This window comes from Pseudomonas sp. SDO5271_S396 (genome assembly GCF_054071795.1).
In genome coordinates this window covers 1-13,173 of record NZ_JBSVWB010000022.1, presented here as the reverse complement: position 1 = coordinate 13,173, position 13,173 = coordinate 1, and the positions used below count along the sequence as shown (strand labels likewise).

Genomic DNA, 13,173 nt, shown 5'->3' with positions numbered 1-13,173 from the left:
GCCGGTTCAGAACACGGCTTTGACTTGCAAGCCCGGCACCAGCGCGTTGTCGATGTGGTTACCGGAAAACGCCCCCGGTTCGATGATGTATTGCACATCCGGGCGCAGGGTCAGCCATGGCGTGGCCTGATAGCCGTAGCTGAGTTCGATCAGTTGTTCGGCATTGTTCAGGTTGGGGTAGTCGTTGCCGGCATTGAGCGCGGCCAGTTCCTGGGCCTCGCGGCTGCGCGGGTTGGGCACGGCCCGGCCATAACCCAGGGCCAGGGTGTCGCGGGGGCGGCCTGCGAACGGCGTGTACAGCACCACGCCGGCGCCATACCACTTGCTGAACGGCGAGGCCGCTTCACTGGCCGCCGAGTATTGGCCGAAGGCATGCAGCACGCGACCTGCGGATGACGCCGAAGCCCATATCGCCTGATCGATCAGCAAGTAGTGACCGCTGCGTCCGCTGACCTCTTTGTTGCTGCCGATGCGTTTTGCGTCGGAGCTGTCGTAGTAATAGCCCAGCTTGTATTCCCCAGGCAGGTTGCCCGCGTGCTTGTAGATCAGCTCGATGGGCACCACGGTGCCGGTGGTGCGCTTGGGGCTCAGTGTCCAGGCGCGGCTGGCGTTGCCGTTGCTGTCCGGGTCGACGTTGAAGGCCGCCACGCGCACTTGCCAGTTCGGCGAAAAGTCGTATTTCACCCGTGCACCCAGGCGCGCATTCGGGTAGTTGGTCCAGCCGCTGCCGCCGGACATGTTCAGCGGATGCCCGCAGAAACCGGCGTTCATGAAGTTGCACAGAATGCCGCTGTCCAGGCCGCCCAGGTCATTGCCCATGGCCATGTAGCCGAGCTTCAGGTTGAGCGCCGGGGTGAACAGGGTGCGCTCGTAGCTCAATTCGGTGAGGCGGGTGTAGAGGCCGCCGTAGTTTTCCTGGATCGGCAGGCGGTTGCCTACCAGGTCCTCGGAGGCGCTGTTGCCGCGACGGTCGTTGAGGGTGATCTGGATGCGGTCGCCATGGTTGAAACCGTAGAGTTTGCCCAGGTCGAACTGCACGCCGAGCTTGAGGTTCTGCGAGTAGCGCGCCGAACGGTGCTGGCCACCGTGGGCGTTGTAGGCGGTTTCGCCGCTGTAGTCGCCGGTAAAGCGGATGCCTTGTTCGTCGAGTTCACGGCGCAGGCCGCCCCAGTCGCCGGTCAGGGTGGTGTCGCTGGCGCAAGCGGGCAGGGCGACGCCAAAGGCGAGGCCGAGCAACAGGCGCCCAAGGGGAAGAGAAGAAGAGGGGGTCATGCGGGTTATTCCAAAGCCGAAGGCGCGGTGCGTGCGCACCGCGCTTGAAGGGAGTTATGGCAATGCGTAAGCGATCACAAAGTCGCCACGGTCGGTGGACTGGCGTGCGCCGCCGGCGGTGATGACGATGTACTGCTTGCCGGTCTTGGGCGACACGTAGGTCATCGGGCCGCCCTGGCTGCCGACGGGCAGGCGGGCCTTCCAGATTTCATCGCCGTTGCCGCTGTTGAACGCGCGCAGGTAGAAGTCCTGGGTGCCGGCGATAAAGATCAGGCCGCCCTGGGTCGACAGCGTGCCGCCGAGTGTGGGCAGGCCGATCTTGATCGGCAGGTGCATGCGGATGCCCAAGGGACCGGTGTCTTCCACGGTGCCCACCGGCACTTGCCAGGCGATTTTCTGGGTCTTCATGTCGATGGCGGTGAGGGTGCCGAAGGGCGGCGCCTGGCACGGAATGCCGGCCACCGACAGGAAGCGGTTTTTGTTCACCGCATACGGCGTGCCCTTGAGGGGTACGGCGCCCATGCCGGTGTTCAGGGCTTCGCCACCGGACGAGGCCTGGGCCTTGTTCTGCGACGGGATCATCTGGATCCACAGGCCCAGGCGCATGTCGTTGACGAAGATGAAACCGTGCACCGGGTCAGTGGAGAGGCTGCCCCAGTTCATGCCGCCGAGCGAGCCGGGAAAGCTCAGGGATTTGTCGGTGCCCGGCGCGGTGTACAGGCCGTCGTAGCGCATGCCCTTGAAGTCGATGCGGCAGAGCAACTGGTCGTATGGCGTGGCGCCCCACATGTCCGACTCGCTCAGGGTCTGTGCGCCGATCTGCGGCATGCCGACCGATTTCGGCTGGGTTGGCGAGTAGGGTTCGTTGGGGATGTTCGCGGCCTTGACCGGCACTTCGCGCACATCGGTCAGTGGCTTGCCGGTGGCGCGGTCGAGCACATAGATCTGCCCGGCCTTGGTGCCGATCACCACCGCCGGCACCGCCTTGTTGCCGCCCGGTGGCGTGAAGTCGATCAGGCTGGGCTGCATCGGCAGGTCGAAGTCCCACAGGTCATTGTGGACCGTCTGGTACACCCATTTTTCCGCGCCGGTGGAAGCGTCCAGGGCCAGCACCGAAGCGCCGTATTTGTGATTGAGCCGGGTGCGCTCCACGCCGTAGATGTCGGTGGACGAGCTGCCCATCGGCAGAAACACGGTGTTCATCTGCGGGTCGTAGGACATCGGCGCCCAACTGTTCGGTGTGCTGCGCACGTAAGTGCTGCCATCAGCCGGGGCATTTTTGTCCGCTGGGTTGCCTGGGTCGAACGCCCAGCGCATTTGGCCGGTGATCACGTCGAAGCCGCGGATCACGCCGCCGGGCATGTCGGTCTGTACGTTATCGGCGACGCGGCCACCCACCACCACGGTGGTGCCGGCCATCAGCGGCGCCGAGGACAACTGGTAGTAGCTGTCCGGCACATTGCCCAGGCCGGCTTTCAAGTCGACTTGGCCGTGGGTACCGAAGTCTTCGCAGAATTGGCCGGTGTCGGCATCCACGGCAATCAGGCGGGCATCGATGGTGTTGGTCAGCAAGCGGCGCTGGCACTGTGCGCCGGTTGGCACGCTGGCGGCCATGATCGGCGAGCTGTCGGGCTGGGTCGGCTGGGCGATCGGCGCGGTGGCGTCGAAGTAGGCCATGCCACGGCAACGCTGCCATACCGCCGATTGAGCGTTGATGGCGTTCTTCCACAGCTCTTTGCCGGTGTCGGCGTCGAGGGCGATCAGGTTGTTATGGGGTGTGCAGATGAACACTTTGTTGCCGATCTGCAACGGCGTCAGCTGGTCTTCGGCGCCGTTGCCGTCGCTGATGGCCACGTCGCCGGTGTGGTAGGTCCAGGCCACCTTGAGCTGGTTGACGGTGTCGCGGTTGATCTGGTCCAGCGCCGCGAAACGGCTGCCGCCTTCGGTGTTGCCGTAGTGCGCCCAGTCTTTCTGTGCGTTGGCCGGGTTCACGGCGGTCAGGCCAGGACCGCTGCCGGTGGGGCGCACGCTGGGGTGGGCGACAAACATATTGCCTGCCGCCACCGCGACGCCGACCGCCAGTACGGCGGCAATCCCATAAGCGCCGCGCGCAGGCCGGTTGACCAGCAGCGGATAGACCAGCGCCACCACCAGGCCGATGGCGGCGAACATGAACAGGCGCGAAAACAGTGGCCAGAACACCAGGCCCACGTCGACGACGGCCCAGAGCGCCGTACCCACCAGAAACACCGCGAACAGCCACGCGCCCGCCGGTTGGCGCCGCGCAATCAAGGCGCCCGACAACGCCATCGCCGCGCCGCCGATCAGGAAGTACCAGGAACCGCCCAGGCTGACCAGTTTGATGCCGCCAACGGCCAGCACGAGGCCGAGCAGGGCGATGATCACGCCCAGGCCCAGCAGTAAGAATCCAGAGGCGCCAGTCGCGCGCGTTGCTCGTTTCATATCGATAAATGCTCGAAGGTGAGAGGGCAAAGACGCGATTTTAGCAAGATAAGTAACTGGTTAGTACATTTTGCTCCGCAATAGACTATTACGGATACTGCGATGATAGGGTGTGGCTAAACGTCGCCTGAACCCGCAAGGACGACCCAGCGGGTTGGAACTGGCAAATGCGTACCTCGGCCGTGGGCGGGACTGAGATTCTCCAGAAGCCCGCGGCGTAATCCGGCGTTCTGGCCCGGTTGCTCCAGAAACGCCGCCACACCGGCCACGCAAGCGGGTGTTAGAACTTGAACCGGCCCACCAGCCCCTTGAGCTGACCCGAAATATCCGTCAACCGGCCTGAACCGGTCTGCGCCGAGTGGGCGAAGCTTTCGACCAGTTGTGCATCGGCATGGATCTGCGCGATGTGCCGGTTGATCTCTTCGGCCACCTGGTGCTGTTCCTCGGCGGCCGTGGCGATCTGGGTGTTCTGGTCGCGGATCGAGTCCACCGACCCACGGATCTTGTCGAAGCTGTCCCGGGCCTGCTGGATGCGCTCCACGCTGGTGTGCGACACCTGCAAGCTGCCCTGCATCTGTTGGGTGACTTCCTGGGTGCGGCGGGCGAGATTGCCCAACAGGTTATCGATCTCGCCGGTGGAGTCGGCGGTGCGGCGGGCCAGGGCGCGCACTTCGTCGGCGACCACCGCAAACCCGCGACCCTGGTCGCCGGCGCGGGCGGCTTCGATGGCGGCGTTGAGGGCCAGCAGGTTGGTCTGCTCGGCGATGGAGCGAATGGTGTCGAGGATGGTGTTGATGTTTTTGCTGTCCTGCTCCAACTGCTGCATGGTCTGGGTCGAGCGTTGCAGGTCTTCGCTGAGCTTGAGCACGCTGCCGGTGGCCTCGCCGATATGCTGCTGGCCGTCGTGCACGTCACGGTAGCCTTCGTCGGCACTGGACGCGGCGGCGCTGCAGGAGCGGGCCACTTCGTTGGCGGTGGCGACCATCTCGTTGAACGCGGTGCTCACCAATTCCACCGCTTCGCGCTGGCGGCCGGCCGCCTGGTTCATGTTGCGCGCGACGTCGCTGGTATCGGCGGCGGCGGTTTGCAGGTCGGAAGAGGCATTGCCGATGCGCTGCACCAGTTGGGCGATCATGCTCAGGAACTGGTTGAACCAGCCCGCCAGGCTGGCGGTTTCGTCCTTGCCCTGGACCTGGAGTTGACGGGTGAGGTCGCCTTCACCCTCGGCGATTTCCTGCAGGCCGTCGGCAACCCCGCGAATCGGGCGCACGATCATCCGCGCAAAGCTCGCCCCGACGATGGCGAACACCAGCGCCAGCGCTGCGGCAATGGCGACGATCAGCCAGGTCAGGTTCGACGCCTGGGCCATCACTTCATCGCGCTTGATCAGGCCGATAAAGCGCCAGCCCAGGCCCTTGGAGCTGACCACGTTGGCCATGTAGGACACGCCGTTGATCTCGACCTGGGTCACGCCATCGCCGCCCTTGGCCAGCGCGGCGTAGTCAGGGCCCAGTTCGGCCAGGGGCTTGAAGTTGTGCTTGGCGTCGCTGGGGTCCACCAACACGTTGCCGTTGGCTTCCACCAGCATGAGGTAGCCGCTGTCGCCCAGCTTGATGTTGCGCACCAGTTCGGTGAGTTGCTTGAGCGAAACGTCCAGCCCGACCACGCCCAGCAACTTGCCGTTGGCATCGTTCACCGTGTGCACGGTGCCGATCAGCGTGACGTCATCCGGTGCCCAGTAATATGCGCCGGTGCGCACGGTCGTACCGGGTGCGGCCACGGCGGCCTGGTACCAGGGGCGAACGCGCGGGTCGTAGTTGGTCAGTTTGGTGTCGTCGGGCCAGCTGGCGTAGCCGCCATCGCTCAGCCCCAGGGACAGGTAGGCGGTGCTGGGGTGGCTCTTGGCAAAGCGATCGAAGATATCCAGCAGCTGATGGTTGGTTGGCGTCAGGGGAATTTGCTGCGCGTCGGCGCCGGCGTAGCTCTTCAGGTCCTTGGCGGCCACGATGCGTGGGTCCTTGGCCACAAAATCGACGTTCTGGCTGATGCCGTCGAAGAACTGCTGCATGCCGTTGTCGATCTGGCGGATCTCGCGGCCACTGCTATCGAGGAAGTTGGCCACGGCGCCTTCGCGCAGGTTGAGCACGACGAGTACGGCGACCAGCACGACAGGCAGACACGCGATGCCCGCAAATGCCCAGGTCAGCTTCTGCTTGATATTCATGACTTCTCCCGCGGGTATTTATAGTTTTGGCAAGGAAAAAAACGCTAGCGGTTAACGTCGCATGTGTTGTTATGAGGCGGTGCGGCCCATGCGTACATTCAGGTATCGACCGGGGTGACGGGCACTTTAGGGCGCAAAGAACCGGCAGACGAGCGGTCAACCGATCCGGTCGCCGCCCAGCGCATCGCGCTGCATCGACTGCAGGTTTTTCTCGATGGTTTCGCAGATGGTTTCCATCTGGATCTGGTGCTCGCTGGAGTGAAACGGGCTTTGCAAGTCGGTGCCGATGCGTTCGATGGCCAGCAGCATGAACCCCACCACCGTGGACGCCAGTGGCGTGAACCAGCCCAGGGACTCCACCAGGCCTACGGGCACGATCAGGCAGAACAGCGAGATGAACAGCCGCGGAAAATACACATAAGGGTAGGGCAGCGGTGTGTTGGCGATGCGTTCCATGCCGCCCTGGGCGTTGGACAGGTCCACCAGCGTCGACTCCAGCCGCGCCAGGCGGATGCTGTCCAGGTGACCGGCCTGGTATTCCCGTGCCAGCAGGGCGGCCGAGCCGGTGACGATATCGTTGGCAAAGTTGTTGGTGGCGCCGTTGCGCGCGAACTCTTCAGCGGGAATGAATGCGCGCACTTCTTCGGGACACGGCTCGCCCTTGAGGTGCGCTGCCAGGCAGTTCACATAGGCCACATGGCGGCGCAGCAGCGTGGCCTTGACCGGGTTGACCTCGCCGCCGGCGTCGTCCAGCAAAGTCAGCACCTGACGGGCGAAGCTGCGTGAATTGTTGACCATCGCCCCCCACAACGTGCGGGCTTCCCACCAGCGGTTGTAGGCGCTGCTGTTGCGAAAACTGATCAGCACCACCAGCGCCGAACCCAGTAACGTGAGAGGCATCAGCGGCAGGTTGATCTTGGCGTTGAGAAACAGCATGAAATCCACCGTGACGGCGATATCCCACAGCAACAGCCAGAACAGGGCCCAGCCTACGTAGCCCAGGGTTTTGATGATCAGGCGGTATTTTTCGACGATGGTGGCTTTCAAACGAGGACCTCGCAATAGGCGGTAAGCAACAGTGCCTAAGCTCGGACGCGGGTTTGGGGGCAAAGGTTCGTTTGCAAGGCAGCCTGCCGGAGCAGGCTGGCGCAGGCCGGGTTATTTCTTGTCGAGCAAACGAATGAGGGTGTCCACGGGTGTTGCAAACGGAATGTCAGTGCCGGTCGCCGGTTGCGTGGCCCTGAAGATGCTTTCGAGGATGATTTTGCGGTCGGCGTCGGCGGTCAGTTTTTCTTCCAGCATCAGCGACAGGTAGGTCTCGATGAAGATCACCCGTTCGTTGGCATCCAGCGCGCAATGGGAGTGGGTGTTGTATTGGCGCAAGGCCAGGCGGATCAGCACGCTGCACAAGGCCAGCAACAAAGCCGCGCCCACCAGGTTGGTGAGGGTCGTGGCCAGTTCGAGGCCACCGGCGCTGGCGGTGTCGACGATGATGGTCTTGGCGGCGGGTTCGGTTTTGGCGGCGTCGGCCAGTGCCTTGTCGACGGCGGCAGTGGTCGGCGTTGCAGCTTGTGCGGGAGCGCTGGCCAGGTTGTGCGGGGCCGTGTCCCGGGACATGTTGGCGATGCCGCCCATGGCGTAGTAGCCAAACACGATGGCCACGGTCAGGACCATTGAGCCGATGACCAGCTTGAGGCTGGAAGCCTTGCTCTGCTTGTGGTCGGCAGCTCGTTTTTTCCAGTACTCCACCGCTTTGGACAGGTCGACCTGGCTGGTGTACAGCTCTTTGGCGTTGACCAAGTGTTGCTCGGCGGCATGGATCGAACTGGAGGCGTCGGCCTTGAGGGTTTTCAGCGTGGCATGGAATTTCCTCAGGCGGTTGACCATCAGCTTCCTGGCCTTGATGGCCTTGGCTTTCTGGGTGTCTTCCAGCGTGTTGATGCGGGCTTTTGTCTCTTTGTCGAGTACGTCCAGTTTGTTCAACTGGCTGGTGATCGAGTGAGCGCGAATGGAGAGTTCCATGAGTCGGTCACGGGCTTCCTTGCTGTCCGAGTCTTCGGTAAAGGCTTGAATCCCGGCGGCATGCCCGGCGATTTGCTGGGCCATGGATTTTTCGTAGGCGAAGTTTTCGTCTCGTAAGAGGTCCTGAATCATCGGTACTTTGCCGATCAGTTGGCGCGGGTTGGGTGCGAGAAAGATCAGGGCAAAGGTCGCCGTGATATCGCCGAATTTCTCCCGTGTGTTCTTGATCAACTGGCCAGTACGGGTCTCTTCATCGAGATAGATCAGGGAGGGCGCCTCTGTCCCGTCAGGGGTCACTTCCGTAGGATTCTGACGGTAGAAGTCAACGATGGGATCATGAACAAGCGCCTCGAACAGCTCAGGGTTGTAGCCGGACAATTCGGGGCAGTGTTTTACCCATTGAAATTTGGGCTTCAGCCGGTCGAGTTGGGCAATGGTTTGTCTGGTCGATTCAGGATTATTGAAGAAGGTGGAAAGATCCATCTGTACTCTGCGCCATTCCGTTGATGATTGGATGATGGCACTTTAGCACTGACGACCGCCTCAGGTCTCACCGCAGTGGGCTATCCCGGCAGGCCAGACGCTTCATACAACGCCCGATAAGCCTTTACCAATTGCTCCAGACTGAACGCCAGGTTGCGCCCGCTGGGGTTGGGTAACACCCACACGGCTGCACCGCCGAAAGACTGCGGCTGCAAGCCCCAGGCAATCTCGCGCCGGCCCGACAGCGCGCTGTAGCCGGCCTTGCCCAGAAAGGCCACAAAGCCTGGCTGGCAGCGTCGGATCTTCTGTTCGAACGCCGCTGCGGCCTGCGTGAACTCATGCCGCGCCAACTCGCCTGCGCTCGCCGTCGGGCGCTCCACCACGGTGGTCAGGCCGCATCCGTAATGCAGCAGTGTGGGGCCGTCCTCCGGGCGGATTTCATGGGGAGTGAACCCGGCCAGGTGCACGGTGCGCCAGAAGCGATTGCTGCGATTGGCAAAGTGCTGGCCGAGGGCGGCGGAGCCCTTGCCGGGGTTGATGCCGCAGAACACCACGGCCAGGTGGTCGGTGAGGATGTCGTCGAGGCGGTCGTTCATGTCGGCTCTACCTGCAAGTGGCTCAGCAGCCACGCCGTGAAACTGCGCGCCAGCGGGTCGTGCTCGCTGTCGCGGTGGGTCAGCAACGCCCAGCTTGGGCCGCGAATCGTCGCCTCGACCAGCGGCGTGAGCAATCCGTCTTTTTGCGCCTGACGGCTCAGCAACTGGCTCACCAATCCAATCCCCAGGCCGGTACACACGGCATCGAGCAACAGGCCGGGATCGGAAAAATTCAACCCCTGATCCTGTTGGCCCACGTCGACCCCGGCTTCCACCGCCCAATGGCTCCAGTCCATTTCCCGTTCACCGTGCAGGGTGGTGCGCTGCGCAGCGGGCGTGTCCAGCAGGCGTGGATGGCAGGCCGGGAACAGACGGTCGGCATGCAGCACCTTGAAGCTGCATTCGGCCTGGGAGCTGATGTCGTCGCGCACGGCCAGGTCGATGGTCTGGCTGGCCATGTCGGGCACCTCGTCGGTGCTGAAGATCCACAGGTCCACCTCCGGGTGTTGCCGGCGAAAATCCGCAAGCCGTGGCAACAGCCAATGACGCGCGAAGGTCGGGGTGGTGTTGAGTACCAGTTGATTGGGTTTGCGGTACTGCCCCAGGCGCCGTACGCCCACGGCCAATTGCTGCAACAGGGCCTGGGTGGTGCTGAGGAAATCATGCCCGGCGTCGGTCAGGCTCACGCTGCGCCCGCTGCGGAAAAACAGCGGCTGTTCCAGGTACGCCTCCAGGCTGCGGATCTGCTGGCTGATCGCCGATTGGGTCAGGTGCAGTTCCTCGGCGGCCTTGTGGAAGCTGCCCAGCCGGGCCGCAGCTTCAAAGCCGCGCAGGGTGCCGAGGGGCGGCCAGTGGTGGAGCATGCTGATAAGTTCCTCTAATCAGTTTTGTGCAAAATCCATCGTTTGTCCGGCGTTTTAACCCGCCATAGCATGTACGCCAAGACTCCGTGGGCAGTTTTCACTGAACACAATGACTTAATTGATGGGGACTTGTCATGCAGCAGAATGCAATGCAAAGCAATGGTTGGTGGATGCCTGCGGAGTGGGCCCGGCATGCGGCGACCTGGATGGTCTGGCCGCATAACCGCGCCTTGTGGGAAACCACCTGGGGCGTGACCCTGGCCCAGGTGCAGCAGGATTTCGCGCGGGTCGCCAATGCGATCGCCCGCTTCGAGCCGGTGAAAATGGTGGTCGATCCGTCCGCCGTTGCCGGTGCCAGGGCCCTGTGCGCGCCCGGCATCGAACTGATCGAACTGGCCGTCAACGACAGCTGGTGCCGTGATTCCGGCCCGACTTTTGTCTGCCACCCGCAACAGGGACTGGCGGGTGTGAGCTGGCGCTTCAATGCCTGGGGCGGCAAGTCGGCCCATGACCTGGACGAAAGCCTGGCACGCCGGGCGCTCAATCACCTGGGGCTGGAGTGCTTCGGTACGCCCCTGAGTAACGAAGGCGGCGCGATCCATGTGGACGGCGAGGGCACGTTGATCACCACCGAGTCCGTGTTGCTCAACCCCAACCGCAACCCCGGTGTGACCAAAGCCGAGATGGAGGCGATTTTTGCGCGGCTGCTGGGCATCCAGAAGACCATTTGGCTGCCCGGCGACCCAGGCTACGTCACCGGCGACATGACCGACGGCCATGTCGATGGGGTCTGTGCATTCGCCCGTCCCGGTGTGCTGCTGGTCGATGCGACCCATGATCAGCGCTCTGTCTACGCCGAAGTGGTGCGGGAAAACCGCCGCGCCCTGGAACTGGCCACCGACGCCCATGGCCGGCGCTTCGAGCTGATTGAGTTGTATGAAGCCACCGACGCGGTCGACACCGAAGCCGAGGTGTTCTGCGCGTCCTACACCAACTTCTACATTGCCAACGGCGCAATCATCATGCCGGCCTATGGCGTTGCCGCCGACCAGGTGGCGGCCGACGTTTTGGCCGGGGCGTTCCCGGGGCGTGAGGTCGTGCCGGTGCAGATCAACCACCTGGCCCATGGCGGTGGCGGCGTGCACTGCATCACCCAACAACAACCTGCGTGGGTGAAGCCATGAGCCTTTTGACCATTGCGACAACCCAGATGCCCTGCACCTGGGACCTGCCGGGCAACCTCGATCGCGCCGAGCAGTTGGTGCGGGAGGCGGCGGCGCAAGGTGCCCAGGTGATTCTGTTGCAGGAACTGTTCGCCACGCCGTACTTCTGCATCGAGCAGCACCACAAACATTTGGCATTGGCCGAGGAGTACCCGCACAGCGGCGTGCTCCAGCGCTTCGCCGCGTTGGCCAGGGAGCTGAGCGTGGTGTTGCCCTTGAGCTGGTTCGAAAAAGCCGGCAACGCCTTCTTCAACTCCCTGAGCGTGGCGGATGCCGACGGGCGATTGCTCGGCGTATACCGCAAGACGCATATCCCGAATGCCATCGGCTATCAGGAGAAAGAGTATTTCAGCCCCGGCGACACCGGTTTTCGCGTGTGGGACACCGCCTTCGGGCGCCTGGGCGTGGGCATCTGCTGGGACCAGTGGTTTCCCGAAACCGCCCGCTGCCTGGCGTTGCAGGGGCCGAAGTGCTGCTGTTTCCCACAGCCATCGGCTCGGAACCCGGCTCTGCCACCCTCGATTCCCGCGACCATTGGCAGATGACCATGCGCGGTCACGCGGCGGCGAACCTGCTGCCGGTGGTGGCGGCCAATCGCGTCGGGCGCGAGGTGGCGACTACCGACCCCGCCTTGCACATGGACTTCTATGGCTCGTCGTTCATCTGCAACCACAAGGGCAAGCTGCTGGCCGAAGCCGACCGCGACAGTACCGGCGTGCTTGTGCACCGCCTGGACCTGGCCGCCATGCGCGAAGACCGCCTGACCTGGGGCATCTTCCGCGACCGTCGCCCGGAGATGTACGCCGGCCTGCTCACCCTGGATGGACGCCCCTCATGAAACGCCTATTGAGTTGTGTGCTGATGCTTGCGAGTGCCGGCGCCCTGGCCGAAGACAAAACCCTGAGGCTCTATAACTGGGCTGACTATTTTGCCGCCGATACCCTGGCGAAGTTCACGGCCGAGACCGGTATCCAGGTGATCTACGACGTAATGGACGGCAGCGAAACCCTGGAAGCCAAGCTGATGACCGGCGGCAGCGGCTATGACCTGATCTTTCCGGGCGACACCGTGGCCGAGCGCCTGATGCGCGCAGGCGCCCTGCAACCGCTGGATCCCGCCCGGCTCACGGCACTCAACGACATCGAACCGGGTTTGCAGAAGCTGCGCACCCACTATGCCCACTCGAACAAGGCCACGGTGCCCTACACCTGGGGCACCATCGGCCTGACCTACAACACCCGGCAGATCGAACAGCGACTGCCGAATGCGCCGGTCAACAGCCTCGACCTGTTGTTCAAGCCGGAGCTGGCGGCCAAGTTTGCCGATTGCGGTATCTCGCTGATCGACTCGCCGGACGAAGTGCTGGCGGTGGTCCTCAACTACCTGGGCCGCGACCCGCGCAGCGCCAAGCGTGAAGACCTGGCCGCCGCCAGCGAGCTGTTGCTCAAGGTGCGTCCATTCATCCGCAAGTTCCAGTCGCAGCCGGTGACCGACCTGGTCAACGGCAACCTGTGCCTGTCCCTCGGCTACAGCGGCGACATGACCCAGGCTCAGCGCGCCGCCGATGCCGCCGGCAAAGCGGTGACGTTCGGTTATCACATCCCCCGTGAAGGCACCACGGTGTGGATGGACACCCTGGCCATCCCGGTCGACGCGCGGCATCCGGACTACGCTTATGCGTTCATCAACTTTGTGATGCGCCCGGAAAACATGGCCGCCATCACCAACCTCACCGGCTACCCCACGTCCAATGCCAAGGCACGGCCCGCCGTGGAAGCGAGCCTGCGCGACAACCCCGATATCTACCCGGATGAGGCCACCTTCGACCGGTTGATCGCCGGCAAGGACATCCCCCAGGCGGACATGCGTGCGCGTATGCGGGTGTGGACTAAATTCAAGACACAGCAATGAACGATGCTTTTTGTGGTGAGCGGGCCTTTGTGATGAATGGTTTTTGTGTTCGCAAGCTTTTTTGTGGTGAGCGGGCTTGTCCCGCGCTGGAGTGCGTAGCGCTCCCGTTTTTTGGG

8 protein-coding genes and 3 pseudogenes are annotated in these 13,173 nt (G+C 63.3%); 3 read left to right on the top strand and 8 right to left on the bottom strand.

Annotated features, from left to right (window positions below):
* Window positions 1-6 precede the first annotated feature (6 nt).
* The 8 genes and pseudogenes from ACW9IN_RS16270 to ACW9IN_RS16235 all read right to left on the bottom strand — a co-directional run bounded on the left by ACW9IN_RS16270 (window position 7) and on the right by ACW9IN_RS16235 (window position 9,923).
* Window positions 7-1,272: a carbohydrate porin gene (locus tag ACW9IN_RS16270; RefSeq protein ID WP_457366832.1), complete on the bottom strand. Its 1,266-nt coding sequence runs from the start codon at window positions 1,270-1,272 to the stop codon at window positions 7-9.
* Between the two features lie 54 nt (window positions 1,273-1,326).
* Window positions 1,327-3,735 carry a glucose/quinate/shikimate family membrane-bound PQQ-dependent dehydrogenase gene (locus tag ACW9IN_RS16265; RefSeq protein WP_457366831.1) on the bottom strand — a complete coding sequence of 803 codons (2,409 nt, stop codon included), beginning with the start codon at window positions 3,733-3,735 and terminating at the stop codon, window positions 1,327-1,329.
* Between the two features lie 280 nt (window positions 3,736-4,015).
* A pseudogene (locus tag ACW9IN_RS16260) lies at window positions 4,016-4,558 on the bottom strand (methyl-accepting chemotaxis protein); the annotation flags it as partial.
* 321 nt (window positions 4,559-4,879) lie between these two features.
* A pseudogene (locus ACW9IN_RS16255) lies at window positions 4,880-5,959 on the bottom strand (HAMP domain-containing protein); the annotation flags it as partial.
* 156 nt (window positions 5,960-6,115) lie between these two features.
* On the bottom strand, window positions 6,116-7,006 hold the full coding sequence (locus tag ACW9IN_RS16250; protein WP_457366830.1) for a bestrophin family protein: 891 nt from the start codon (window positions 7,004-7,006) through the stop codon (window positions 6,116-6,118).
* 111 nt (window positions 7,007-7,117) lie between these two features.
* Window positions 7,118-8,464 carry a hypothetical protein gene (locus ACW9IN_RS16245; protein ID WP_457366829.1) on the bottom strand — a complete coding sequence of 449 codons (1,347 nt, stop codon included), beginning with the start codon at window positions 8,462-8,464 and terminating at the stop codon, window positions 7,118-7,120.
* A gap of 80 nt (window positions 8,465-8,544) precedes the next feature.
* Window positions 8,545-9,060, bottom strand: coding sequence for a G/U mismatch-specific DNA glycosylase (gene mug, locus ACW9IN_RS16240; RefSeq protein WP_457366828.1), 516 nt, complete (start codon window positions 9,058-9,060; stop codon window positions 8,545-8,547).
* Window positions 9,057-9,923 carry a LysR substrate-binding domain-containing protein gene (locus tag ACW9IN_RS16235; protein ID WP_457366827.1) on the bottom strand — a complete coding sequence of 289 codons (867 nt, stop codon included), beginning with the start codon at window positions 9,921-9,923 and terminating at the stop codon, window positions 9,057-9,059. The genes mug and ACW9IN_RS16235 overlap by 4 nt, the downstream gene beginning before the upstream one ends.
* A gap of 134 nt (window positions 9,924-10,057) precedes the next feature.
* Here ACW9IN_RS16235 and ACW9IN_RS16230 point away from each other — a divergent pair, with 134 nt between their 5' ends.
* From ACW9IN_RS16230 to ACW9IN_RS16220, 3 genes and pseudogenes are all read left to right on the top strand, one after another.
* A complete protein-coding gene (locus ACW9IN_RS16230) occupies window positions 10,058-11,107 on the top strand; it encodes an agmatine deiminase family protein (protein ID WP_457366826.1) in 1,050 nt (349 codons plus the stop codon).
* Window positions 11,104-11,984 (top strand): annotated as a pseudogene (gene aguB, locus ACW9IN_RS16225) (N-carbamoylputrescine amidase). The gene ACW9IN_RS16230 and the pseudogene aguB overlap by 4 nt, the downstream one beginning before the upstream one ends.
* Window positions 11,981-13,057, top strand: coding sequence for an extracellular solute-binding protein (locus tag ACW9IN_RS16220; protein WP_457366825.1), 1,077 nt, complete (start codon window positions 11,981-11,983; stop codon window positions 13,055-13,057). Before aguB ends, ACW9IN_RS16220 begins: the two are co-directional and overlap by 4 nt.
* Window positions 13,058-13,173: the final 116 nt, after the last annotated feature.